The sequence below is a fragment of the Streptomyces acidiscabies genome, assembly GCF_020010905.1.
Classification (GTDB): Bacteria; Actinomycetota; Actinomycetes; order Streptomycetales; family Streptomycetaceae; genus Streptomyces; species Streptomyces acidiscabies.
In genome coordinates this window covers 2,167,655-2,191,545 of the sequence record NZ_JAGJBY010000002.1, presented here as the reverse complement: position 1 = coordinate 2,191,545, position 23,891 = coordinate 2,167,655, and the positions used below count along the sequence as shown (strand labels likewise).

Sequence of the window (23,891 nt, the reverse complement as noted above, 5' to 3'; positions counted from 1 at the left end):
GGGCGCGGGGAACTGCGCGACCAGCCACGACGGCGCCGCAGACGAAGCACTACCGTCGAGCCCCCTCAATCGCTCGCAACATCACCGAAGCCGCTTCAGTAACCCGGCGATAATCACCGTCAACCCGCGCCGCCTTCGTAACAAAGCTCCCAACCCCCACAGCAACAACCCCCGCGTCGAACCACTCCTTGACGTTCTCCGGCGTAACCCCACCCGTAGGCATGATCGGCGCCTGCGGCAACGGCGCCCGAACGGTCCGCACATACGCAGGCCCCCCAGAAAACTCCGCCGGAAACAGTTTCACAATGTCCGCCCCGGCCTCCATCGTCCGCACGATCTCAGTAGGCGTGAACGCCCCACTGACAGTGACCGCCTGATACCGATTGGCCGTAGCGATCATCTCGGGCTCCAGATTGGGACTGACCAACAACCGAGCCCCGGCCTGAACACAAGCGAACGCGGACTGCGCGTCCAACACGGTCCCGGCCCCCACAAGCACCTCATCCCCGTACCGAGAAGCCAGCGTGGAAATCACCCCCAACGCCCCCGGCACGGACAAGGTGATCTCCACCGCCCGAACCCCACCCTCAATGGCGGCCTCGGACACGGCAAGCGCCTCTTCCGCACTGTCGAGCCGAACGATCAACAGCGCACCCGTACGGGTGATCGACTCCAGAGCCGCAAACTTAGTTACCATGGAAGAACACGCTAGAACACGGATTCACACGATGTCACGAGTCAGGACGCCGGAAATTTCACGGCTAGGCTGCTGAACGCGCGCGCCGTAGACAGCCGAGGAGACCCAGTGACCCCAACGGGCAAGGCCCCCTTGATCCCCGAGCAGCGTCACCAGGAACTCCTGCGACTGCTGCGAGCGAGCGGCGTACTGAGCATCCACGACCTGACATCCGCGCTGGACGTCTCACACATGACGGTCCGCCGGGACATCGCGGCGCTGGAGAGAACGGGCCTGGTCGTCTCGGTGCAGGGCGGCGTACGCCTGGCCGAACGCGCCGGGCACGCGCCCCCGCGTGAACGCACGACGCGCGCCGCCCTGGAGATCCCCCGCAAGCAGGCGATCGCCGAGCGCGCAGCGTCACTGATCGCGGACGACATGGTCGTGTACCTGGACGCGGGGACGACGTGCCAGTCGGTCGTCCCGTTCCTGGCCGTCCGCACCGGCCTCACCATCGTGACCAACGACCTCCACGCCGCGCTCGCCCTCTTCGCCCTGCCGTCCGTCCACATCGTGCACACCGGCGGCGAGATCGACCCGGCGAGCGCGGCGGCCGGCGGCCCCCTCGCCGCCCGCGCGATCGAGGGCATCAACATCGACCTGTGCCTCCTCAGCGCCGGCGCCTGGGACCTGGCCCACGGCGTGACCAGCCACTCCACGGACAAGGTCCTGCTGAAGCAGACGGTGCTGCGCGCGTCCGGCGCGGTGGCGCTGCTCGCGGACAGCACGAAGTGGGGCTCCACGGAACGCTTCACGGTGACGCCGCTGGACCGGCTGGACACCGTCGTCACCGACACGGACCTCCCGGACGAGGTGACGGCGAGGATCGAGGAGGAGGGCCCGGAGGTGCTGCGGGCGGGCTGAAGCGGGCCCGAGGGCGCTGCGGGCGGCCCGAAGAAACGTTGCGAAACGCGCTGAACCCCCGACTCCCCCCGAGTCAAGGCGAGTTGCGCCACACACCCCGCTGAACCCCCCGCCCCCAGAAACCGTAAGAGAGTACGCCAGGCCCGTCGTACCGGGATGAGCGGCGGTCCCCCTGGGCAGAACTCACCCAACCGACCCGACGCACCCCCGAGGCCCACCCCGAGTCGCCCCTCCGCCCGCACCTCGTAGGCTCCCGGACACCGCACCGTCACACCGGAGGGGAATCTTTCCCTCATCCCCTCCCCACACCGGCGACGGTCCAGGGGGCGCGCGAGCCCCCTCGTACGCCCCACCGCTCACCCCGGACCGACGCCGCCGCTCCTCGCCCCCTCCCGCACGCCCCACGCGGGAGGGGGCGACGCGAAAGGACGAAGCGCCCCGTGACCGTGCTGCCGACCACGAAGACGCTGTACGACGAGACAGCCGCGCCCCCGACGACCACGACGGCCGGAAAGAACCCCGTCGCGAGCCGCCATGTCCGCCGGGCGATCAGCCTGCTGCCGCTGCTGTTCCTGGCCATCTGGGCGGCGCTGGACTGGCACACGGTCAGTGACGGCGCGACGCGGCTGACGGACGCGGACCCCTGGTGGCTGCTGGCCGGCGCGGGCTTCACGTTCCTGGGCTGCGTGGCGGCGTCGTTCATCCGCCAGGGCGCCCTGCTGGACCGCCTCCCCCCGGGCCCCCTCCTGGCCTCCCAGTTCGCGGCGGGCGCGGCGAACCACGTCCTCCCGGCGAGCCTGGGCGCCCACGCGGTGACGCTCCGCTTCCTCCAGCGCCAGGGCGTCCCGCTCCCCCGGGCCACGGCGTCCCTGGCCCTCTACTCCCTGGCGAGGGCGGTGGCCAAGACCCCGGTGGTCCTGGCCTTCGTGATACTGGCCCCGAACGCGGTACGCCCCGAGGCCCTGCTCCCCAACGGCCAGGCCCTGATGGCCGCGGTGACGGGCATCCTCCTGGTCCCCGCGGCGGCGGCCCTGTTCCTGGCGGCCTTCCGCCCCCTGCGCCGCCCCACGGTCGAATTCGTCCGCACGGCCCTGAGGGGCGTGAAGGGCATCCACGCCCGCCCGTCCCGCGTCGCAGCCCTCTGGGGAGGCGCGATGGCGGCCCCCTTGATCCAGGCGGCAATAGTCGCCTCGGTGGGCACAGCCCTGAACCTCCCCCTCTCCTGGCTCCAACTGGCCTTCGCCTACTTGGCAGCCAGCACAGCAGCAGGAGCGGTCCCGGCCCCGGGCGGCATAGGCCCCCTGGACGCAGCCCTGATCCTCACCCTCGCCGGCTACGGCACCCCCCTCTCCCTGGCCACAGCAACGGTCCTGGGCTACCGCGTCCTCACGGTCTGGGTCCCCCTGCTGCCGGGAATGCTGGTGATGTCGGCAATGGTCCAGCGCGAGCTGCTGTAACCCCCCGAACGGCCGCTGCAAGGTTTCCGCAAGCCCCCTGCAAGGTTTCCGTCGTACCGCCCGGGCACCTCCCCTGACGGAGCACATTCATGACGGGTACGGAACACGGGGGTACCACATGAACCAGAGCACCAGAACCGTTTCCCCGACCGGCACTTCGCAGTGGCTCACCCTGCCGCACTGCAAACGTGTCCTGGTCGTCGTCCACACGGAGGTGTACGGCAAAAGACTGCACGACATCCTGCCCCTGCTGGAGTCCGATCTGCGGATCCAGGTCGAGTTCACGATCGCGCCGCACGCGTTCAATCCGGGGGCGGTACGGTCCGTACCGACGCGGCACGGGGGGCTGATCCCGTGGGAGACGGCGGTACGCGGCCGGTACGACCTGGTGATCGCCGCCGGTTCGCAGGGGCTGCACCTGCTGGACGGACCGCTGCTGCGGCTGCCGCACGGAGCGGGTCACATCAAGCTCACCCTGCCCGACGACGACCGCCACCCCGGCGCGCCACGGACCGTGGAGGGGCTCGGCCGGCGGTACCTGATGCACGACGGGCGGGTCGTCCCGGCGGCGCTGGCGCTGGCCCACCGCGACGACCTGGGGACGCTGCGCCGGCACTGCCCGGAGGCGCTGCCGGTCGCCGAGGTGGTCGGGGACTCCTCGTACGACCTGCTGAAGGCCGGACTGCGCAGACGCCCCCAAATCCGGGCGGCGCTGGGGCTGCGCCGGGGCCAGAAGCTCGTGGTGGTCTCCTCGACCTGGGGTTCGGGCTCCATCTTCAACCGGCTGGACGCCCTGCTGCCCCGGCTGCTGACCGAACTGGACCCCGCGCTGTTCCGGATCGCCGTGCTGGTCCATCCCAACGTCTGGTCCGGGCACGGCGACTGGCAGATCCGGTCGTGGCTCTCGACGGCCCGCCGCCACGGCATCGCGGTCGTCGCGCCGCAGGCGGACTGGCGTGCGCCGGTGATCGCCGCCGATTGGCTTCTCGGGGATCACGGTTCGGTGACTCTGTACGCCACTGCCGCCCGCGTCCCCATCCTGCTGACCCGCTTCCCCTCCGCCGACGTCGACCCCGACTCGCCCTCCGCCGAACTGGCCCGCGTCGCACCGGCGTTGTCGGCCGCCCACCGGCTGCCCGACCAACTCGCCTACGCGCGCTCCACCTACCCGGCGGACGACTACGCGCGGATCGCCCGCCAACTGTCCTCCGAGCCGGGCCGGTTCGGCCACAACCTGCGGAAGGTGATGTACCGACTGCTCGATCTGGGAGAACCCGCACACCCACCGTCCCTGCCGCCCCTCCCCCTGCCCGCCCCGCTGTGGCGGGCGGCACAAGGCGAGGTGTCGGCATGAGCGGTCTGCTGATCGTCCGGCTGGACACGGCCGGCGGGGAGAACTGGCGGGAGTGCGCCGACATGCTGTACGCGGCCCGCCCACTGGCGCTCCCCGAGGCCCGGCTCCTGACCGGTTTGACGCTGGAGCGCTATCCGGGCTGCGGACTGGTCTGCGTGCCCGGCGAGGACGGCGGCTGGATTCTCGGCACCCGCTCCGGCCTCACCGTGGTAACTCCTCCAGCCGGTCCGTCAGGCGTCGTACGTCCGGTGCGCTGACCGGTCGATAGCGGGTCAGGGACTCGGTGTACAGGTCCCTGGCCCGTGCCACGTCGCCGCGTTCCCGCGCGCCCTGCCCGAGCATCTCCAGGGTCCGCGCCTGCCAGTGGACGGAGCCGGTCTCCTCGAACTCGGCGAGGGCTCGCAGGAGTTGGCTCTCCGCCGTGTCGTGCAGACCGGCGAGGGCATGGGCCCGGCCCAGGTACGCCAGCGCTCTGGCCGCGTCGTACAGGTCGTCCTCCTGGAGGAGTTCGGCACGTGCCTCGCGCAGGTGGGGCAGTGCCTCGTCCGGCCGGTCGTCGGCGAGGGCGATGTCTCCGAGGCAGATACGGGTCAGGGCGGCACCGCGCCGGTAGCCGATCTCCTCCCGCAGGGCGAGTGCCTCGGCAAAGTGGCGGCGGGCCTCGGTCAGGCGCCCGGCGAGCCGGTGGGTCTGGCCGAGCCCGTAGAGCGCCTGTGCCTCGGCCCGCCGGGCGGCGCCCCGGCCGGCCGCCGTCTCCTCCCGCGCGAGGTCGAGCGCTTCCTGGGCCCAGGCGATGGCGTCGTCGTACCGGCCGGCGTTGTTGAGGGCGATCCCTCCGGAGGTCAGCATGCGCCCCACCCCATCCCGGTCCCCCACCCGCCGAGCCGCCCCGAGCCCGATCTCATGCGCCTCGATCCACAGGTCATAGGGCCTGATCCGTAAGAAATACGGCCACATCGCGTCCGTGAGCTGCCAAGCTGCCGCGTCCTGCCCCCGCCGGGCGCAGTCACGCAGGACGGCCATCAGCGGCGCGCTCTCCTCGCCGAGCCACCGCAGCGCCCCGGCCGCATCGGTGAACGGAGCCGGTGAGGGCGGTCCGGCGTAGTCGCGGCGCAGCGTGCGATGGCTGGGACTGAGCAGCGCCTCCGCGGCCGTGGCGAGGGACAGATAGTGGTCGACGGCCCGCCGCCGCGCGCGGTCGACGCCCTCGGCACCCTCCTCGGCCGCCGCGCGCTCGCGGGCGTGCAGCCGCAGCAGGTCGTGGAAGCGATGCCGGTCGGGTCCGAGGTCCTCCAGCAGGTTCGCCTCGACCAGCGCGTCGAGCATCCGCTCCGCGTCGCCGATCCCGACGCCGAGGACGGCCGCGGCGACGGCCGAGGAGAAGAACGGCACCGGCAGCAGCCCCAACCTGCGGTATCCGGCGGCGAGTTCGGGTGCGAGCAGCCGGTACGACTCCTGTAGCGCGGCCCGTACGGCGCTCTCGCCCTCGATGCTGAGCGCGTCCAGCGCGCGCTCATCGTCGCCGCCGAGCGCCCGCGCCATCACGGCAAGCGGCTGGCGCGGCCGGGCGGCGACCCGGGCGCCCGCGACGCAGGCCGCCAGCGGGAGGCCGGCACAGGCTTTCGCCATCGTCAGCGCGGCCTCGGGTTCCCGCCGGACGCGGTCGGCGCCGACCCGGCGGCTGAGCAGTTCCATCGTCTCCCGGGTGGCCAGCGCGGGCAGTTCGAGGAAGGAGGCGCCCTCGGGGCCGAGTCCGGTCAGGCGGTTGCGGCTCGTCACCACGGTGACGGCGACGGCCGACCCCGGCAGCAGCGGCCGTACCTGCGCCGCACTGAGCGCGCTGTCGAGCAGCAGCGCCATCCGCCGCCCCGCCGTCGCCGAACGCCACAGCGTCATACGGCCGTTGAGGTCGGCCGGTACCTGGTCGTGACCGAAGGAGCGCAGCAGTCCGAGGAGCAACTCGCCGGGGCTCGCGGGGCCTTCCGGGGAGTGGCCGCGCAGGTCGGCGTACACCTGCCCGTCGGGGAACTCCTCGGCCCGGCCGAGCAGCCAGCGCCGGGCGAGGGTCGTCTTCCCCATCCCGGCGGGGCCGCTCACGACGACGGTGACGGGTCCGCCGTCCGCCACCAGCCCCTCCAGTTCGGCGAGTTCACCGTCCCGGTTGACGAAGTGCCCGGGGACCGGGAGGAGTTGGCGGGGTACGGCAAGGGCGGCCGGGGCGTGGAAGTGGATTCCGCCGGAGACGTCGCGAGCCTGGACGACGGGGCCGGTGAGCCGGGCGGAGGTGCCGATGGTGTTCTGGACCTGGGGCGCGCGGACGGTGCCGAGCAGGTCGCGCAGTTCGCGGGCCCGTTCCGGTGACCCGGCCGTGCTGCGGGCGAGCGTCTCGGCCAGCTGACCGAGGTCGTCGAGCACGGAGTCGGGCAGCTCCCCGGCGAACTCCGCCAGCAACGCGCGTAGCACGCCGGGTCGTACGGCCGCCGCCTCCAGGGCCGCCCGCAGTTCTCGCACGGTCTCGCAGTTCGGCATATGCCGAAGCTACCCAGATTCCAAAAGAAAGCGCACAACAATTGGCCATTTTCAGATCAACTATCTTTCATATTTCGCTACTTATCTGTCACGTGCGATTCTTGTCCACTCCGAAGCGCAGACCGACCGTCGGACGGGGACGCTGGTGGACTTACGGATTCGCGTGCTGGGGCCGGTGGAACTGCACGCAGACCGACAGATCGACGCACTCGGCTCCGCGAAAGAACGCATCCTCCTGGCCGCGCTGGCCTTCGACGCGGGACGGCCCGTCCCCGCCGACACCCTGGTCGACCGGCTGTGGGGCGACGGCAGCGCACCCGCACGGCCGCGCGCGAACCTGCACACCTACGTCGCCCGGATCCGCCGCAGGCTCCGTGACCTGGGCTCCGACGAGTACCTGGTGCCGCGGACCCACTCCTACACCCTGGACCTCGACCCCGAGCGGGTGGACTGCCACCGGTTCCAGAACCTCGCCGCGCAGGCCCGCGCGCTCGCCGACCGGGGCGCCGACCGGCAGGCCCTGCGCCTCCTGGACGAGGCCGACGCCCTCTGGCACGGCGAGCCGCTCGCCGGGCTGCCGGGGCTGTGGCCCGAACACGTCCGCGGCATCCTCGCCGAGCGCCGCCTCGCCGCCCGCCTCACCCGCGCCGACGTCGAACTCCGGGCGGGCCACTACGCCGACCTGGTCCCCGACCTGACCGCCCTGTCCGACGACCACCCCACCGACGAGGCCCTCGCCGCCCGCCTGATGACAGCGGCCTACGGCTGCGGACGCCTCGCCGACGCGCTGCGCGTGTACGACTCCGTACGGCGCCGGCTCGCCGAGGATCTCGGCTCCGATCCGGGCGAGGCGCTCACCCGCCTGCACCGCCTGATCCTCGGCGGCGCCCCCGTCGAGAGCCTGCCGGCCCGCCCCGAGCCGGCCGTCTCCGCACCCCACACCCTGCCGAGCCACGCCGAACTGGTGGGCCGGGAGCGGGAGTTGGCGGCCATCGTCCGGTACGCCGCCACGGCCGCGCCCCGGCATGTCATCGCCCTCCAGACGGTGTCCGGCATGGCGGGCGTAGGCAAGACGACGCTCGCCCTGCACGCCGCCGAACACCTCACCCCGCGCTACCCGGACGGCCTCGTCCACCTCGACCTGCGCACCCACGCCCCCGGCCAGCACCCCCTGACCGAGACCTCGGCCCTGACCACCCTGATCCGCGCCTTCGGCGTCCCCGCCTCCTCCCTCCCCGGCGACCTCGACGGCCTGGCGACCCTGTGGCGCGGCCTCCTCAGCGACCGCCGCGCGATCGTGATCCTCGACGACGTCCGCGACGCGGCCCAACTCCGCTCCCTCCTCCCCGGCCCCTCCCCCTCCCTGGTCCTCGTCACCAGCCGCAGACGCCTCACGGGCCTGCCGGGCCTGCACTCCATAGAACTGGACGTCCTCCCGGCGGGCGACGCCGTGGCCCTCTTCCGCTCGGTGGCGGGCGGGGAACGCACCGGGCAGACCAACGAGGTGGCCGATGTCGTCAGGCTCACGGGCTATCTCCCCTTGGGCATCGAACTCGTCGCGGGACGCCTCGCCTCCCGCCCCACCTGGACGACCGCGCACCTGCTGCGCAGGCTCACCCAGAGCCCGGGCCGATTACGGGAGATCCGGGACGGAACAGGTGGAGAGATCGCCGCCGCGTTCGAAATTTCGTTCCGTGCGCTCGAATCCGGGCATCAGAAAGTGTTCCGGTTTCTCGGACTCCGTTTCGGGCCGACGATCGACGCATATGCGGTGGCCGCCCTCGCCGATCTTCCGCTGGACGACGCCGAGGACATTCTGGAATCACTCCTCGACTCTCACCTCATTCAGGAACCCGCCACCGAACGCTTCACACTTCATGATCTTCTCGGTGAATACGCGCGCGCGTTGGTCATGTCCGAGGAGTCGGACACCGACCGTGCGGAGGCGGTCTCCCGACTCCTCGACTTCTGCCTCCAGGCCGCCGACTCCGCCGACCGCATCGCCTACCCCCGCCGTCTGCGCACCGACCGCGCCCGCCTCGCCGGCCGCCGGCTCCCGTCCTGGGCCGACTCCGCCGCCGCCCGCGACTGGCTCGCCGCCGAACGCATCGGCCTCATGGCCGCCGAACGCCACTGCCGCACCACCGGCCACCCCCGCGAGGCGGCCCTCCTCGCGAGCGCCCTCGCCGCCTTCCTCGACGACGAGGGCCACTCCACCGAGGCATGGCGCATGCACGCGGCTGCCGCCGAGCACTGGGGTGCGGCGCAGGACGCGCACAGAGAGACACACGCCCTGATCGACCTGGGCAACGCCCTGACGGCCTGCAACCGCTACCAGGAAGCACGCACCGCCTACACCCGCGCCCTGAACAACGCAGACACCCGCACCGACACCGAGGCGAGCGCGGAGGCACTCCACCAGCTGGGCATCCTGTACTGGCACCTGGGCGAACTGCCGCAGGCCCTCTCCCACCAGTGCCGGACACTGACACTGCACGAGTCAACGGGAGATGAGTGGCAAATTGCCCGATGCCATAGCAATCTGGGCATCACCCATCTCTACATGGGGAACTTCGAGGACTCCAAGGAGAGTTTCGACGCTGCACTGGCCGGGTTCCGAAGGTCGATGGACATGCGTCGATACGCGCGCACATTGAACAATCTTTCAGACTTGAACCTTCACATCGGAAAGAAAAGCGTCGCCCGAGATCTTCTCCAGGAATCCCTCCGCATCTTCGGCGACATGAAGATCCCTTGGGAAAAAGCCGCCACCCAAGCGAATCTCGCCGCCACCATGGAATCCCCGCAGGACCTCACCGAAATACTCGACCTGTACCAGGATTCATTCAGCACCTTCCGCCGGCTCGGAGATCGCCGAAATGCCGCTGACACCCTGCGCGCAATGGGAGAAGCCTTGCATTCGGCAGGCCGTTTCACCGAGGCAGCCGACCGGCACCGCCACGCTCTGGAGATGGCCCACAGCGTGGGGGCCACCAGCGAAGCCGCCCAGGCCCTGCACGGACTCGCCCTGGCCGAACAGCAGTTGGGGCAGATGGAAGCGGCCGAGGCCCACCTCGTCGAGGCGATCACCCTGACCGAGCGGACGGGAGCGGCAAGCGAAGCCGCGAAGGCACGGGAAAGCCTGGCGAAGCTGCGCGGGGCACAGAAGACAGACAGTCCCGGCGGAACCTGAGGCGACCCGGAACTGAAATATCAAAAACCTGACAGAGGTTCCGGTTTGCCGTTCGTGATCATCTCCTGCTACTACTTTCATACTGCCGTTCGGCAGGGCCAGAGTAGAACCACGCAGGAGGGGAATTGAACACCCTGCTTTACCTCATCACGATTTGCATGCCCTGCTTCGAGCGGGTCTTCCAAATCTGATGCGAAAGGGTGCGGTGCCCCACCATCGCACCCTTCCCCACCCAGGAAAAGCCTCAGTCCTCCGCAGCCGTCAGCCGCAGCGAGATGGAATTGATGCAGTACCTCTGATCCGTCGGTGTCGCATATCCCTCACCTTCAAACACATGCCCCAAATGCGACCCGCACCGAGCACACCGCACCTCCGTGCGGACCATCCCAAGGGACCGGTCCTGGATCAGTTCCACCGCCTCCGTGTCCTTCGGGTCGAAGAAGGACGGCCAGCCGCAGTGGGACTCGAACTTCTCGCCCGACGTGAACAGTTCCGCGCCGCACGCGCGGCACGCATACACGCCCACCGTCTTCGTGTCCGTGTACTCCCCGGTGAACGCCCGCTCCGTACCGGCCTGCCGCAGCACCGCGTACTCCTCCGGGTTCAGCTCAGCGCGCCATTCCTCGTCGGTCTTCTCGACGTCGTACGCCATGTCAGCCCCTCGTCCGCAGGTGGTCCAGGATCAGCGGGCCCAGGTCGGTGACATCGCCCGCGCCCATGGTGAGAACGAGATCACCGGGCCGGGCCATTCCCGCGAGGACGGCAGGCGCGGCCGACTTGTCGTGGACGGCCGTGACATCGGCACCGGCGGCCCGGCCCGCGTCGATGATCAGCGCGCTGGTGACACCGGGAACCGGGTCCTCACGGGCAGGGTAGATGTCGAGGACGACGGACGCGTCGGCGAGGGCGAGCGCGTCCCCCATCTCCCGGCCCAGCTCCTGCGTACGGGAGAAGAGGTGCGGCTGGAAGAGGACGAGGATCCGCGCGTCCCCGGCGGCAGCCCGCATCGCCTCCAGATCCGCGGTCATCTCGGTCGGGTGGTGCGCGTACGAGTCGATGACCTGGACCCCGTCGACCTCGCCCTTGAGCTGGAGCCGCCGCTTGACCCCGGTGTACGAGGCGAGCGCGGGCGCCAGCTCGGCGGCGGGCACCCCCAGCGCCGTACCGGCCGTGAGCGCGGCGACCGCGTTGAGCGCGTAGTGCCGGCCGGGCACGGACACGGCGAAGGTCAGCTCCTGCCCGTCCAGCACGACGGTGACCTCGCTCTTCAGCCCCTGCGGTACGACGGACAGGACCCGGACGTCGGCGTCCTCGGCCTCGCCGTACGTCACGACACGCAGACCGTCGACCCCGGCGCCCGACACCCGCGCCCCTTCAACCCCCGCGCCCGAAACCCGCCGCGCCAGCTCCCGCGCCCCCTCCTGGTCCGCCGAGATCACCAGTGTCCCGCCCGGCACGATCCGCCCCGCGAACGTCACGAAGGAGTCGTAGATCTCTTCCATGGACACGTAGTTGGCATGGTGGTCCAGCTCCACGTTCAGCACGATCGCCACCTCCGGCGCGTACTTGTGGAAGCTGCGGTCGGATTCGTCGGCCTCGGCGACGAAGATCTCGCCGGTGCCGTGGAGGGCGTTGGAGCCGGGCGCGTCGAGGTCGCCGCCGATGGCGTAGGAGGGTTCGCGGCCGAGGGAGGAGAGGGAGACGGCCAGCATGGAGGTGGTCGTGGTCTTGCCGTGGGTGCCGGCGACGGCGATGGGGCGCAGGCCGTCCATGAGGGAGGCCAGCGCGTCGGAGCGGTGGACGACCGGGATGCCCAGCTCGGCGGCGCGGACCAGTTCGGGGTTGTCCGCGCGGATCGCCGAGGAGACGACGACGCTGCTCGCGTCGTCCGCGAGGTGGGCCGCCGCGTGCCCGATGTGGACGGTCGCGCCGAGGGCCCGCAGCGCCTGCGCCGTCTCGGAGTCCCTGGCATCGCTCCCGGCGACCTTCGCCCCGCGCTGGGCGAGGATCTTGGCGATCCCGGACATCCCGGCCCCACCGATCCCGATGAAGTGCGGACGTTCGAGGGAGGCGGGGAGGCCGGGTGCCATGAGGGGTACTCCAGAGGTCGAACCGGAACAGGTCAATCGACCCCAACCCTAGCGAAGCCCGTCAGCCCCTACGCGTCGCTGTGGGAGAACAGTTTCAGCACCGGCACCCCCACTTTGTGCCGCGCCCGCGAGGCCCAGTCACGGTGGAAGAACTCCTCCACATAGTGCGGATCCGTCAGCACGATCACCTCGTCGGCACCCACCTCCTCGACCACCCCCCTCAGCGCGTCCAACGGATGGTCCTCGACCAGGGTTCCCACCGCCGTGCTCCCCGCGGAGCGCAGCGCGGTGAGCGACACCTCCAGCGCCCGCTCCCCCACCGTGCGCGCGGCCTCCCCCTCGGGCGTCTCCCGTTCCCGCACCGCCTCCTCGATCTCGCCGAGGGCGATGTCGTCGATGGCGCGCAGCAGCCGGTCCGCCTGGTCCCCGCGAGGCTGGAGCAGCACGTGGAAGGTGACCGTCTCGTCGCCGTGCAGGGTCGTGACGAACTCCACGTCGGCGGACGTCAGAGCTTTCTCGATCATCAGAACGCTTGTGAACACCAGTACCCCGCTTCTCCTTCGAGGACCCCCGTGGCCCTCACTCCTCCGAAGGCCGTCCGTGGCCCTGCGGAAACCATCCTTCCCCGTGCTCGCACGGGTTCTGCCGAGTCCTAGTCTGCCCACCCGAAGCTAAACGGAACGACACATTCCGCCTTTTTGACAGCTCCGGGGTGTCGGACTCACGTTCCGGAACCCCTCTCTCCCCTTTGATACCGCCCGAAGAGGAACCCGTCCTCCTCCAAAAGGGACGTCAGTGCGAAGCGGCGCGGAACCTCGACCGCGGGCCCGTCGGTGATGCGCTGGGCGCCCCCCGCGGCGAGCATCGGCGAGAGCGCGAGGCACAGCTCGTCAAGCACCCCGGCGGCGACGAACTGCCCGAGCAGCCGGGGCCCGCCCTCGGTGAGGAGCCGTACGAAGCCCTGCTCCCCGAGCACCGCGGGCACCCGCGCCGGGTCCACCCCCACCCCGTCCCCGGCGACGAGCACCTCGGCACCCGCCTTGCGCGCCGCCGCGACCCGCACGGGATCCGCCCCGGCGCCGGTCAGCACCAGCGTCGGCACGAGCGGCGAGGTGAACAGCGGCAGCGTGAAGTCGAGATCGAGGCTGGCGGAGACGACGGCGACGGCGGGCGCGGGCGCCTGCCCGGCGGCGGCCCGGCGTGCGGCGAACGCCTCCCGCGCGACGGCGGGCCGGTACCCCTCCTGCCGTACGGTCTGCGCGCCGACCACGACGACATCGGCGAGACCCCGCAACGTACCGAAGATCCGCATGTCGGCGGGTCCGGAGATGAGCCGGGAGCGGCCGTCGTGCTGGCCGGCGCCGTCGAGGGTGGAGACCATGTTGGCGCGCAGCCACACGCCGCTTTTTTCAGAAAGATCAGAAAAAGACGGATACGCGTACGCGTCCGCCAGTTCGTCGAGGCTCCACTCCTCAGCGGTGGCTGTCTGATCGGTCACAGGGAACAGGCGTCGCATGCCTGGCAGTCTTACACGCCCTTTAGCATGGGTAACCGTGTCCTCCACCAGCTCCGGCATCGAACCGATGGCCCACGTCGCGCCCGTCTCCCTGTGCACGCGCGAGCCGCACGTCCCCGCGGACCGCCTGGTCGCCGAGATGGTCCCGCCACCCCGGTTCGACTCGGTGCGCTTCGGGACGTACCTCCCGGACCCGAACCAGCCGAGCCAGCCGGAGGCCGTCGCCGTCCTGGAGTCGTTCGCGGAGGGCCTCGGCGGAGCGCACGCGACGGGTACCGCCAGACGAGGGTTCTTCGGCTTCGGGAAGGCCAGGCCCAAGGCGCCCGCCGGTCCCCGGGGCGTCTACCTGGACGGCGGCTACGGCGTCGGGAAGACCCACCTCCTCGCCTCCCTGTGGCACGCGACCCCGGCCGAGCCGTCCCTGAAGGCGTTCGGGACGTTCGTCGAGCTGACGAACCTGGTCGGCGCGCTCGGCTTCCAGCAGACCGTGAAGACCCTGTCGGGCCACCGCCTGCTGTGCATAGACGAGTTCGAGCTGGACGACCCGGGCGACACCGTTCTCGTGTCGACCCTGCTCGGCAAGCTGGTCGAGGCGGGCGTCGCGCTCGCCGCCACCTCCAACACGCTCCCCGGCAAGCTCGGCGAGGGCCGGTTCGCGTCGGCCGACTTCCTGCGCGAGATCCAGGGCCTGTCCGCGCACTTCCGCGCGCTGCGCATCGACGGCGAGGACTACCGCCACCGCGGCCTGCCGGACGCGCCGGCGCCGTACGGGGACGAGGTCGTCACGAAGGCCGCGTACGCCACCGAGGGCGCCTCCCTCGACGCGTTCCCTGCTCTCCTGGACCACCTCGCGAAGGTCCACCCGAGCCGCTACGGCGCGCTGACGGACGGCCTGAAGGCGGTGTGCCTGACGGACGTCGGCCCGGTCCCGGACCAGTCGACGGCGCTGCGTCTCGTGGTTCTCGCGGACCGGCTGTACGACCGTGAGGTGCCCGTCCTGGCCTCGGGGCTGCCGTTCGACCAGCTGTTCAGCGAGGAGATGCTGAACGGCGGGTACCGCAAGAAGTACTTCCGTGCCATCTCCCGCCTCACCGCCCTCGCGCGTGACGCGAAGCGGCTCGCCGAGCTCTGATCCACAGTCACCCTCGGCCTGTCAAGGGCCAGTTCCCGTCATCCGCACCGCTTTTTTGAGGCGGTCTCCCGCTCGAAACGCGGAGTTAACCCTGCAAAGCTCTTTGCAGGGTTACCGTGTTTCTTGACCAGTCATTGACCAACAGTTGGCACTGACTAGAGGTGCGGATACTTCGAGGGGGGCGCATGTTCCGAGGTGGGAGGGCCTGGACGGGCATGGCGCTCATCGCGGCGTTCCTGCTCGCGATCCCTTTCCTCACCGGCGCCTCCCCCTTCGCACACGCGCACACAGCCCGTCACGCACAGGCCAAAGCTCAGCCCGGAATGCATCCCCTGGGCCTCGCGCTGCGCGACATCAAAGTCACGTCCCGCGACTGTGACCGGTCCGGGGGGCCTGCGAGCCCGCTGCACACCCGCGACCGAAGCCGCGCCACTCTGACCGCCGACTCGGCTCCCTCCGAGCCCGAGCGCGTGCAGAAGGCGCAGGATCCCGCGGGCGCGCACCCGGCAGGTCTGCCCGGTGCGGACCGCCATCGCCCGTCGAGATCCTCGGCGAGCCACTCTCCAGCGGCCCTCCAGGTCTTCCGCTGCTGAGAGAGCGGGCAGAACAGAGCAGTTCCCCACCCTGTCCTGCACGTCCGACGCGCCCCCACGCGCGCCAGGAGGAGTCACCAGAACATGCAGCCCCTCATCGACAACGCCCGTACGTTCGGACAGCGCCCTGAGGAGTTCGCCAAGCTCGCAGAAGGCCAGTCCCCTCAGGTCCTGTTCATCACCTGCTCCGACTCGCGGGTCGTCCCCGCCCTGATCACGGGCGCCCGTCCCGGCGAGCTCTTCGAGCTGCGCACCGCGGGCAACATCGTCCCCCCGTACGGCACCGGCGCCCCCTCGGGCGAGGCCGCGACCATCGAGTACGCCGTGGAGGTCCTCGGCGTCCGCGACATCGTCGTCTGCGGTCACTCGCACTGCGGCGCGGTCGGCGCGCTCGTACGGGGTGACGACCTGAACGGCGTCCCGGCCGTCCGCGACTGGCTGGCGCACGCCGCCGACGAGCCGGACGCGACCGAACCGTCCGATCCGACCGTCGCCCGCGCGGTCCAGAACCACGTCCTCGCGCAGCTCCTGCGGCTGCGGTCCTACCCCTGCGTCGAGAAGCGGGTGGCCGACGGACGGCTGACCGTGCGCGGCTGGTACTACGAGGTCCACACCGGCGCCGTGCAGGAGCACGACGTCGCCGCCGACCGCTTCCAGGCTCTGTGAGCGGCCCGATGACCACTCCTCAGAACACCCGCATATCCCGTTTCCCGCACCTCAAGGAGGACTTCGCGGCCTCCCTGGTGGTCTTCCTGGTCGCGCTCCCGCTCTGCGTGGGCGTGGCCGTGGCCTCCGGGGTGCCGGCCGAACTCGGCCTGATCACCGGCATCGTCGGCGGGATCGTCACCGGACTCATGCGGGGCTCAAGCCTCCAGGTCTCCGGTCCCGCCGCCGGGCTCACCGTCCTCGTCTTCGAGGCGGTCCAGGAGTTCGGCCTCCCGGCGCTCGGCGTCATCGTCCTCGCCTCGGGCGCGCTCCAGATCACCATGGGCGCGCTCAAGCTGGGCCGGTACTTCCGGGCCATCTCCGTCTCCGTCGTCGAGGGGATGCTGGCCGGAATCGGTCTCGTCCTGATCGCCGGCCAGCTGTACTCGCTCATCGGTACGAAGGCTCCCGAGTCGGGGCTCGGCAAGATCGCCGGGCTGCCCGAGGCGTTCGTGGACGCGGCGGGCTCCACCACCGCGCTGTCCTCACTGGCGCTCGGCGCGGGAACCATCGCCGTCCTCGTCCTGTGGAAGCGGATGCCGGCCAAGGTCCGTACGGTGCCCGGTCCGCTGGCCGCCGTCGGGCTCGCGACGGCCGCCGCGCTCGTCCTCGATCTGCCGGTCGCCACCGTCGAGGTCAAGGGTCTGCTGGACTCCATCCAGCCGCCCTCGCTCAGCGCGTTCGGCGAACTCGCCGGCATCGGGCTCCTCGGTACGGTCGTCGCGTTCACGTTGATCGCGTCCGCGGAGTCGTTGTTCAGCGCCGCCGCCGTGGACCGGCTCCATGACGGTCCGCGTACCGAGTACGACAAGGAGCTCATGGCGCAGGGGGTCGGCAACACGATCTGCGGCGCCCTCGGGGCTCTTCCCATGACCGCGGTCATCGTCCGCAGCGCGGCGAACGTCCAAGCGGGCGCCCGCACGAAGGCGTCCCGCGTCCTGCACGGGGTCTGGCTCCTGCTGTTCGCCGCCCTGTTCCCCGACCTCCTCGCGTACATCCCCATCCCCGCCCTGGCCGGCATCCTCGTCCACGCGGGCGCGAAGCTGGTCCCGGTCCGGGCGATCGTGTCCCTCTGGCGCGAGCACCGGGGCGAGGCCCTGATCCTCGTCGTCACCGCCGTCTCCATCGTCGCGGTGAGCATGTTCGAGGGCGTCCTCATCGGCCTGGCCCTGGCGGTCGCGAAGACCGCCTGGGAGGCGTCGCACATCAAGCTGGAGGTGGTGGACAAGGGGGCGGGGCCGGTGCAGGCGTATCTGTCGGGCAACGCAACATTCCTCCGCCTGCCGAAGATCCTGGACAGCTTGGAGTCGTTGCCGCAGGACCGTCCGGTGGAGCTGGACCTTTCGGGGTTGCACCACTTGGACCACGCGTGCCGCACAGCTCTGGAGAGTTGGGCGGAGAGGCACAGCGCGGTTGGGACGGAGCCGGTGAAGATGTCGACGGTGAGTTAGAGCATTCAAGGGGTGCGGGGGGGGCACCTTGCCGGGCTGAGGGAAGCGCGGTGAACGTGGCGGCGCGGGTGCGGGGGTGTCTTCGCAGGACACGGAAGACACAGCGCACTTGAGAACGCAGGGAACCCCGTGTCTTTTAGGGGCGCGGGGTTCCAGGCCGAGCACGGGGGCCGTGTCTTTTAGGGGCGCGGGGAACTGCGCAGTCTTTAGGGCGCGGGGAACGCCGCGCACTGGGGAACGCGGGTACTCCATGCCCTTCAGGGGCGCGGGGAACTGCGCAATCTTTAGGGCACGGGAGACACCGAGCACTTGAAGACACGGCTCACCTCAACGCCCTCAGGGGCGCGGGGAACTGCGCGACCAGCCACACACCCACCCGCACCCTCCCACGGCGAACTCCCCGCACCCCCTTGGGAGCCCCCAACCGTCCGGCCCGGGACCACAGCACACCCCCCGGGCCGGACACGCCTTATTCCCGCGCGGCGATCATCCTGATAGACACATGCGTCGTACCGCCCCTGTCCGCCAACAGGAAGGCCCCCGCATGTCCACAACCCGCCGCCAACTGCTGCGCACCAGCGCCGCAGGCGTCCTCTTCACCGGCACCCTCACCGATCTGTTCGCCGGCACAGCCGCAGCGGACCCCATCGGCCACCACGGCTACGGCCCTCTGATCCCCGACCCGAACGGCCTCCTAGACCTCCCCCGAGGCTTCCGTTACCGCGTCCTCTCCAGGGAGGGCGACCAACTCCGCTCGGGCGAAGGCATCGTCCCCTCGAACCACGACGGCATGACAGCCCTCCAGGGCAGAGCAGGCCGCGTACACCTGGTCCGCAACCACGAGAACAGGGTCACGGCAAAACACCCGGTCCCGACGGTGGACGGCCTGACGTACGACCCCGAGGGCAAGGGAGGCTGCACAGCTCTGACCCTCTCCCCGCACGGAGACGTCCTCACGGAACGCGTGGCGATCGCTGGCACGGCAGTGAACTGCGCAGGCGGCCCCACCCCGTGGAACACATGGCTGACCTGCGAGGAAACGGAGGACAGGGCAGGCACGAACGGCTACACGAAGGACCACGGCTACATCTTCGAGGTGGACCCGGCGGACCCCCACCGCACCGGCGCAACCCCCCTCACAGCAATGGGCCGCTTCCAGCACGAGGCCGTGGCGATCGACCCGTACACAGGAGCCGTGTACGAAACAGAGGACGCGTTCGACCACCCCTTCGGCCTCTTCTACCGCTTCCTCCCGGCAAAACCCCTGTCCGGCCGGGGCTCACTGCACGCAGGAGGCCGCCTCCAGGCGATGCGCGTCCCCGACGTACCGGACCTCTCCTCGATCCAGACCCCCGGCACGACCTTCGACCGCATCGAGTGGGTGGACGTCCCCGACCCCCAAGCGGTCTCGACGCCGACCCGCCTCCAGGACTACGGCCGCAAGGGCATCACCCACGCCCAGAAGCTGGAGGGCTGCTACTGGGGAGGCCGAAGCGTCTACTTCGTCTCCTCGTTCGCCCACTCCGCACAGGGCTCCGCCGCCGACCACTTCGGCCAGATCTGGCGGTACGACCCGGCCGACCGCCGCCTCACCCTCGTACTCGTCTTCGGCCCGGACACGGACATCCAGCTCCCCGGCGAGTCCCCCGACAACATCTGCCTCGCACCGAGCGGCGGCCTGATGGTGTGCGAGGACGGCGACGGGGCGCAGCACGTGTACGGGGTGACGCGGAAGGGCGAGGTGTACGCGATGGCACGCGGCCGACAGAACATCGGTACGCCGGACAAGCCCGAGTGGGGCGAATTCGCGGGGGTCACGTTCTCGCCGGACCGGCGGACGATGTACGTCAACTGCTACACGCCCGGGACGACGTTCGCCGTGACGGGCCCCTGGCGGTAGGTGCGACGGGGGCCGGGGAATCCTCGGCCCCCCTTTTTCGCGACGGGCCCGGCCCACCTGAGTGACCCCCTCGGAGCGGCACCCCCGACGCTCGGTGTGATTGTCATACCTTCCTACGGTGATCACTCCCGTACGCGCTCTCGCCACCGCCTGCGTCCTCGCCGCCGCCCTCACGGCATGCGGCACCACGAAGACGACACCCCCGTCCTCGGCCCCGGAACGCGCCCCCTCCTCCGCGCCACCGTCCCCCGCAGCCGCGCCCTCGCTCTCCCCACCCCCCACCCTCGCCGCCGCCCCCTCGGGCCTGACCCCGGTCTTCGAACACGCCCCCCGCAAGGCCCGCACCGTCGCCCTCACCTTCGACGCGGACATGACCTCCGACCAGGGCCCCCGCGCGGCACGGGGCGAACACTTCGACAACCCGGCGCTGATCGCCACCCTCCGCTCGCTGAAGATCCCCGCGACGGTCTTCATGACGGGCCGCTGGGCCGAGGAGTACCCCGACCAGGCCCGCTCGATCGGCCGCGACCCCCTCTTCGAGGTCGCCAACCACTCGTACAGCCACCACGCGTTCACCGCCGACTGCTACGGCCTGCCGACGGTCCCGGAAGCGGACATGCGCGGCGACGTGGAGAAGGCGTACGCCGCCTTCCGCAAGGCGGGCGTCCCGCACGCGATGCCCTACTTCCGCTTCCCCGGCGGCTGCTACGACAAGACGGCCCTGCGCGCCCTGAACGCGACCGGCGTCACGGCCGTCCAGTGGGACGTCATCAGCGGCGACGCCTTCGCGACGGACGCGGACGCGGTGGCCCGCCAGGTCCTGGACGGGGTCAAGCCTGGCTCCGTCGTCGTCATGCACTGCACCCGCAGCGCCGCCCCCACAACGGAACGCGCCCTGCGCACGATCGTCCCGGAACTCCGCCGCAAGGGGTACCGCTTCGTGAAGGTCTCCGACCAGATCAGGGCGGCCGTAGGCTGAAGAACATGAGCGAGACGCCGAACGCGGAGTGCGTGCTGTGCCGGGAGCCGACGGAGTACCCGGCGACGCAGAAGGGGATCACGCTGTGCCCGGTGTGCGAGTGGCAGGAGGCGCAGCGGTCGGCGTGCTCGGGGTGAGGGCCCGGGGCGGCGCGAGGACCCGAGGCTGACGCCCGGGGTCGCGCCTCCGGCTGGGACGGCCGTCAGTCTCAGGCCTCCGCCTCAGCCCCCGCCCCGCTTCAACTCACCGCCTCCACCCACCCCTTCACTCCCCCGCCCTCCGCGACACCAGCCAACACGCCCCCCACACCACCCCCGCCGACACCACTCCCGCAGCGATCAACGGCACCACCGGCACCGGCACCACCGCCTCCCGCGACCCCGTGACCAACCCGCTGACCGCCGCCTGCGCGGGCGACCCGCTCACCACCAGCGCCAGCAGCGCGCCCAGCATCAGCGCGGGCACCGCCCTCCCCGGCGACCGCAGCACCGGCCACGCGCTGATCACCCCCACCGCCGTACCCAGCACCGCGCAGGTCAGCGCGGCCAGCGCCCCCGCTCCGGCCGCGTCGAGCACCGGCACCCGGCGCTGATGGTCCGAGCTGACGGGAGCGCTGATCCACGTCACGACGAGCGTCCCCAGCAGCCCGATCCCGGCGGCGGCTCCCCCGCCCACGAGGACGGCCCCGAGGTGCGCCCGCCCGGGCCCCACCGCCGCCGCGACGACGCTCCGCGCGGCGGCGGGCTCGTTGCCGACGCAGATCCGTACGAGCCACGCCGCGACCGGCAACAGCGCGGCGGCGGCGTACCCGAGGGAGTCCAGCAGCGGCTGCCCGCCCTGCACGCCGACGCCCAGGAAGACGGCGTACAGCAGCACCGGCGGCAACCACCGCTGGGACCGTACGAGCAGGGCGGCCTGGTACCGCACGACGGCCCCCATCAGACGTCATCCTTCCGCACGCTCTCGACATGCCACGGCGGCCGGGCCGCCAGCAGTTCCCGCAGGACGACATCGGAGTACGCCACCGGCACGCGCACCCGCCGCACCCCGCCCTCCTCGACGACGGAAACCGCTCTCAGCAACACCTCACCGGGCAGCGCGGCCCCTTCGGCACCCCGCACCTCGACCACGGCACAGGGCCCGTCGACCACACTTTCCGTACTTTCCGTACGCCGCCGAAGCCCCCCGTCCCGCACCTCGTACACCGCGTCGACCACCCCCGACAGCCGCCGGGGATCGTGATCGACGAAGACCACGGCCCCGCCCCCGGCCGTACGCTCCGCCACCGCCCGCTCCAACTCCCCCCGCGCCGCCGCGTCGAGCCCGGTCCACGCCTCGTCCAGCACCAGCAACTCCGGCTCCCCCACGAACGCCTGCGCCACAGCCACCTTCTGACTGCTCCCCTTGGACAGCCGCCCCATGGGCGTCCGCCCGAACCCGGCGGCCCCGAACCGCTCCAGCCACTCCCCGGCGACCTCCCCGGCCCGCCCCCGCCCGAGCCCATGAATGGCCCCGAGGTGAGTCAGATAGGAGACCGGTGTGAAGGGAAGCTCCGCCGGGAACCGCTCGGGAACGTACGCGGTACGAGGCTTCCCGCTGATCCGCCCCTCACTGGGCGCATCGAGCCGGGCCAGCAGCCTCAACAGGGTTGATTTCCCCGTCCCGTTGGCCCCTTCGACACGCGTGAGCGTCCCGGGCGCGAGGTCGAGCCCGACCCCCCGGAAGATCCAGGGCCCCCGCGCGCCGTACCGCCGTCCCACATGATCCATCCGCAGAGCATGATCCATGGCCGCATCCTCCCTCACCCGCGAGGTCAAGTAGCCTGCTTGGAGTGAGCGACAGTCCGTTTCAGTCCGAAGTGAGCCCGCGCGACGAGGCCCCGCAGTTCGTCCTGCCGCTGGTCGTCCGTATCGAACGCGACGCGCCCCCGGCCCGTACCGACGCCCTGGAGACCTCGGCCCGCGCGGTCCTGTGCATCCTGGACGACGCCCGCTCGACCGGCGACGGGGAATGGGCGCGGGCGATGACGGACTGGCAGGACGCCCGCATCCGCAAGGTGGTCCGGCGTGCGCGGGGTGCGGAGTGGCGGCGCGCGGAGGCGCTGGACGGGATCACGGTGGCCGGCAAGTCGGCGGAGGTGCGCGTCTTCCCGCCGGTCCCGCTGGACGGCTGGCCCAAGGACCTCGCCCGCCTCCAGGTCTCCGGCACGGACCTCGACGACCCCGAGCCGCCGTCCGAGGCGGAGGCGGGCGTACCGGTCCTGTGGCTCAACCCGGACCTCGACATGTCCGCCGGCAAGACCATGGCCCAGACCGGGCACGGCGCCCAACTCGCCTGGTGGGCCCTGTCCGAGGAGCACCGGGCGGCGTGGCGGGACACGGGGTTCGCGCTCGCGGTACGGACGGCCGACCCCGAGCGCTGGCGCCAACTCACCACGAGCGGGCTGCCGTTGGTCCGCGACGCGGGCTTCACCGAGATCGCGGCAGGTAGTTGTACGGTCGTCGCCGAACACCCGGCGCTGCTCTGAGAGTTACCGTGAGATCCACAACTCAGAGCTCGTACCGGGAGTCGTCATGCCGCTCGACCGTCCGCCGATCAACAGCGAGGTGCCGCACTCGGCGCGCATCTGGAACTACTGGCTCGGCGGCAAGGACTGTTACCAGATCGACCGTCAAGTGGGCGACCAGATCCGGTCGTTGAACCCCGAGATCGTCGACATCGCGCGCGCCCAGCGGGCGTTCCTCAAGCGGGCGGTGACCTATCTCGCGGGTGAGGCGGGCATCCGGCAGTTCCTCGACGTCGGCACCGGGCTGCCGTCCCACGACAACACGCACGAGGTCGCCCAGTCCGTCGCGCCCGACTCGCGGATCGTGTACGTCGACCACGACCCGGTCGTCCTCCAGCACGCGCACACGCTCCTCTCCGGGACCTCCGAGGGGGCGACCGACTACATCGAGGCCGACCTCCGCGATCCGGCGGCCATCCTGCGCGCCGCCCGCGACACCCTCGACTTCGACCGCCCGATCGCCCTCATGCTCCTCGGCATCGCCGCGCACATCCCGGACGACTCCGCGTACGACCTGGTCGGCGAGCTCAAGTCGGCGCTCCCGTCCGGCAGTCACCTGGTGTTCTGCGACAGCACAGAGGTGTTCCACGCGGCGGAGATGCGGGCGATGGTGGAGCGCTGGAACGAGGCGGGCGACAATCCCCGCGTCAACCGCACCCCGGACCAGCTCTCGCGCTTCTTCGAGGGCTTCGACCTCCTGGAGCCGGGCCTGGTGCCGGTGGCGGAGTGGCGCGCCCCGGCGGACGACGGCGACCGCAGGGACGTCGACAGCTTCGGGGGCGTGGCGCTGAAGCGCTGACCCCAACCTCAAATGTTCCTCTGAACG

General features: G+C 71.0%; 21 protein-coding genes and 1 pseudogene. 14 read left to right on the top strand and 8 right to left on the bottom strand.

The genetic code is table 11. The annotated features are described in order from the left end of the window. Positions 1–49 precede the first annotated feature (49 nt). The gene (locus J8M50_RS36620; RefSeq protein WP_010353202.1) at positions 50–697 is read right to left on the bottom strand and encodes a bifunctional 4-hydroxy-2-oxoglutarate aldolase/2-dehydro-3-deoxy-phosphogluconate aldolase; all 648 of its coding nucleotides are present in this window, start codon (positions 695–697) and stop codon (positions 50–52) included. Between the two features lie 108 nt (positions 698–805). Here J8M50_RS36620 and J8M50_RS36615 point away from each other — a divergent pair, with 108 nt between their 5' ends. From J8M50_RS36615 to J8M50_RS36600, 4 genes are all read left to right on the top strand, one after another. Further along, the gene (locus J8M50_RS36615) at positions 806–1,600 is read left to right on the top strand and encodes a DeoR/GlpR family DNA-binding transcription regulator (protein ID WP_010353201.1); all 795 of its coding nucleotides are present in this window, start codon (positions 806–808) and stop codon (positions 1,598–1,600) included. A gap of 440 nt (positions 1,601–2,040) precedes the next feature. After that, complete coding sequence (locus J8M50_RS36610; RefSeq protein WP_010353200.1) at positions 2,041–3,057, top strand: lysylphosphatidylglycerol synthase transmembrane domain-containing protein; 1,017 nt, start codon at positions 2,041–2,043, stop codon at positions 3,055–3,057. A gap of 118 nt (positions 3,058–3,175) precedes the next feature. Beyond that, positions 3,176–4,411, top strand: a complete 1,236-nt coding sequence (locus J8M50_RS36605; protein WP_010353199.1) for a hypothetical protein — start codon at positions 3,176–3,178, stop codon at positions 4,409–4,411. Continuing rightward, positions 4,408–4,668: a hypothetical protein gene (locus J8M50_RS36600; RefSeq protein WP_010353198.1), complete on the top strand. Its 261-nt coding sequence runs from the start codon at positions 4,408–4,410 to the stop codon at positions 4,666–4,668. Before J8M50_RS36605 ends, J8M50_RS36600 begins: the two co-directional genes overlap by 4 nt. On the opposite strand, the gene J8M50_RS36595 is transcribed toward J8M50_RS36600, so the two are convergent. Then, positions 4,613–6,940 (bottom strand): tetratricopeptide repeat protein, encoded by a 2,328-nt coding sequence (locus J8M50_RS36595; RefSeq protein WP_010353197.1) that lies wholly within the window; start codon positions 6,938–6,940, stop codon positions 4,613–4,615. The two genes, J8M50_RS36600 and J8M50_RS36595, sit on opposite strands and share 56 nt — an antisense overlap. Before the next feature lie 145 nt (positions 6,941–7,085). Here J8M50_RS36595 and J8M50_RS36590 point away from each other — a divergent pair, with 145 nt between their 5' ends. Then, entirely contained in the window at positions 7,086–10,133 is a 3,048-nt protein-coding gene (locus J8M50_RS36590; RefSeq protein ID WP_029183786.1) for an AfsR/SARP family transcriptional regulator, read from the top strand. 244 nt (positions 10,134–10,377) lie between these two features. On the opposite strand, the gene msrB is transcribed toward J8M50_RS36590, so the two are convergent. From msrB to J8M50_RS36570, 4 genes are all read right to left on the bottom strand, one after another. Beyond that, on the bottom strand, positions 10,378–10,785 hold the full coding sequence (gene msrB, locus J8M50_RS36585) for a peptide-methionine (R)-S-oxide reductase MsrB (protein WP_010353195.1): 408 nt from the start codon (positions 10,783–10,785) through the stop codon (positions 10,378–10,380). Between the two features lies 1 nt (position 10,786). Then, positions 10,787–12,223 carry a UDP-N-acetylmuramate--L-alanine ligase gene (gene murC / locus J8M50_RS36580; protein ID WP_010353194.1) on the bottom strand — a complete coding sequence of 479 codons (1,437 nt, stop codon included), beginning with the start codon at positions 12,221–12,223 and terminating at the stop codon, positions 10,787–10,789. Between the two features lie 68 nt (positions 12,224–12,291). Next, complete coding sequence (locus tag J8M50_RS36575; protein ID WP_010353193.1) at positions 12,292–12,765, bottom strand: hypothetical protein; 474 nt, start codon at positions 12,763–12,765, stop codon at positions 12,292–12,294. Between the two features lie 179 nt (positions 12,766–12,944). Then, entirely contained in the window at positions 12,945–13,739 is a 795-nt protein-coding gene (locus tag J8M50_RS36570) for a pyrimidine reductase family protein (protein ID WP_029183785.1), read from the bottom strand. A 67-nt stretch (positions 13,740–13,806) separates the two neighbouring features. Between J8M50_RS36570 and zapE the strand changes: the two genes are divergently transcribed. The 7 genes and pseudogenes from zapE to J8M50_RS50260 all read left to right on the top strand — a co-directional run bounded on the left by zapE (position 13,807) and on the right by J8M50_RS50260 (position 20,636). Next, entirely contained in the window at positions 13,807–14,871 is a 1,065-nt protein-coding gene (gene zapE / locus J8M50_RS36565; protein WP_370516620.1) for a cell division protein ZapE, read from the top strand. 185 nt (positions 14,872–15,056) lie between these two features. Beyond that, entirely contained in the window at positions 15,057–15,464 is a 408-nt protein-coding gene (locus J8M50_RS36560) for a hypothetical protein (RefSeq protein WP_029183784.1), read from the top strand. An 84-nt stretch (positions 15,465–15,548) separates the two neighbouring features. Then, positions 15,549–16,130, top strand: coding sequence for a carbonic anhydrase (locus tag J8M50_RS36555; RefSeq protein WP_010353189.1), 582 nt, complete (start codon positions 15,549–15,551; stop codon positions 16,128–16,130). A gap of 8 nt (positions 16,131–16,138) precedes the next feature. Further along, positions 16,139–17,620, top strand: a complete 1,482-nt coding sequence (locus tag J8M50_RS36550) for a SulP family inorganic anion transporter (RefSeq protein WP_010353188.1) — start codon at positions 16,139–16,141, stop codon at positions 17,618–17,620. A 544-nt stretch (positions 17,621–18,164) separates the two neighbouring features. Beyond that, complete coding sequence (locus tag J8M50_RS36545; RefSeq protein WP_010353187.1) at positions 18,165–19,520, top strand: alkaline phosphatase PhoX; 1,356 nt, start codon at positions 18,165–18,167, stop codon at positions 19,518–19,520. Positions 19,521–19,638: 118 nt separating this feature from the next. Then, positions 19,639–20,265: pseudogene (locus J8M50_RS36540) on the top strand (polysaccharide deacetylase family protein); the annotation flags it as partial. Between the two features lie 113 nt (positions 20,266–20,378). Then, positions 20,379–20,636 carry a hypothetical protein gene (locus J8M50_RS50260; protein WP_370516619.1) on the top strand — a complete coding sequence of 86 codons (258 nt, stop codon included), beginning with the start codon at positions 20,379–20,381 and terminating at the stop codon, positions 20,634–20,636. 127 nt (positions 20,637–20,763) lie between these two features. On the opposite strand, the gene J8M50_RS36535 is transcribed toward J8M50_RS50260, so the two are convergent. Together J8M50_RS36535 and J8M50_RS36530 are read right to left on the bottom strand one after the other, a co-directional pair. Further along, positions 20,764–21,438 carry a hypothetical protein gene (locus tag J8M50_RS36535; protein WP_029183783.1) on the bottom strand — a complete coding sequence of 225 codons (675 nt, stop codon included), beginning with the start codon at positions 21,436–21,438 and terminating at the stop codon, positions 20,764–20,766. Continuing rightward, positions 21,438–22,286: an ABC transporter ATP-binding protein gene (locus tag J8M50_RS36530; RefSeq protein WP_010353182.1), complete on the bottom strand. Its 849-nt coding sequence runs from the start codon at positions 22,284–22,286 to the stop codon at positions 21,438–21,440. Before J8M50_RS36530 ends, J8M50_RS36535 begins: the two co-directional genes overlap by 1 nt. Before the next feature lie 44 nt (positions 22,287–22,330). Here J8M50_RS36530 and J8M50_RS36525 point away from each other — a divergent pair, with 44 nt between their 5' ends. Both J8M50_RS36525 and J8M50_RS36520 read left to right on the top strand, forming a co-directional pair. Then, complete coding sequence (locus J8M50_RS36525) at positions 22,331–23,026, top strand: aminoacyl-tRNA hydrolase (protein ID WP_370516618.1); 696 nt, start codon at positions 22,331–22,333, stop codon at positions 23,024–23,026. Positions 23,027–23,072: 46 nt separating this feature from the next. Then, positions 23,073–23,864, top strand: coding sequence for an SAM-dependent methyltransferase (locus tag J8M50_RS36520; RefSeq protein ID WP_010353180.1), 792 nt, complete (start codon positions 23,073–23,075; stop codon positions 23,862–23,864). The last annotated feature ends 27 nt before the right edge of the window (positions 23,865–23,891 follow it).

What these genes read in the sequence shown, in the direction of transcription:
- J8M50_RS36620 (WP_010353202.1), bottom strand. Translation starts at nt 697, where the DNA reads ATGGTAACTAAGTTTGCGGCTCTGGAGTCGATCACCCGTACGGGTGCG.
- J8M50_RS36605 (WP_010353199.1), top strand. Translation starts at nt 3,176, where the DNA reads ATGAACCAGAGCACCAGAACCGTTTCCCCGACCGGCACTTCGCAGTGG.
- J8M50_RS36600 (WP_010353198.1), top strand. Translation starts at nt 4,408, where the DNA reads ATGAGCGGTCTGCTGATCGTCCGGCTGGACACGGCCGGCGGGGAGAAC.
- J8M50_RS36595 (WP_010353197.1), bottom strand. Translation starts at nt 6,940, where the DNA reads ATGCCGAACTGCGAGACCGTGCGAGAACTGCGGGCGGCCCTGGAGGCG.
- msrB (WP_010353195.1), bottom strand. Translation starts at nt 10,785, where the DNA reads ATGGCGTACGACGTCGAGAAGACCGACGAGGAATGGCGCGCTGAGCTG.
- murC (WP_010353194.1), bottom strand. Translation starts at nt 12,223, where the DNA reads ATGGCACCCGGCCTCCCCGCCTCCCTCGAACGTCCGCACTTCATCGGG.
- J8M50_RS36570 (WP_029183785.1), bottom strand. Translation starts at nt 13,739, where the DNA reads ATGCGACGCCTGTTCCCTGTGACCGATCAGACAGCCACCGCTGAGGAG.
- zapE (WP_370516620.1), top strand. Translation starts at nt 13,807, where the DNA reads ATGGCCCACGTCGCGCCCGTCTCCCTGTGCACGCGCGAGCCGCACGTC.
- J8M50_RS36560 (WP_029183784.1), top strand. Translation starts at nt 15,057, where the DNA reads ATGTTCCGAGGTGGGAGGGCCTGGACGGGCATGGCGCTCATCGCGGCG.
- J8M50_RS36555 (WP_010353189.1), top strand. Translation starts at nt 15,549, where the DNA reads ATGCAGCCCCTCATCGACAACGCCCGTACGTTCGGACAGCGCCCTGAG.
- J8M50_RS36550 (WP_010353188.1), top strand. Translation starts at nt 16,139, where the DNA reads ATGACCACTCCTCAGAACACCCGCATATCCCGTTTCCCGCACCTCAAG.
- J8M50_RS36545 (WP_010353187.1), top strand. Translation starts at nt 18,165, where the DNA reads ATGTCCACAACCCGCCGCCAACTGCTGCGCACCAGCGCCGCAGGCGTC.
- J8M50_RS36535 (WP_029183783.1), bottom strand. Translation starts at nt 21,438, where the DNA reads ATGGGGGCCGTCGTGCGGTACCAGGCCGCCCTGCTCGTACGGTCCCAG.
- J8M50_RS36530 (WP_010353182.1), bottom strand. Translation starts at nt 22,286, where the DNA reads ATGGATCATGCTCTGCGGATGGATCATGTGGGACGGCGGTACGGCGCG.
- J8M50_RS36520 (WP_010353180.1), top strand. Translation starts at nt 23,073, where the DNA reads ATGCCGCTCGACCGTCCGCCGATCAACAGCGAGGTGCCGCACTCGGCG.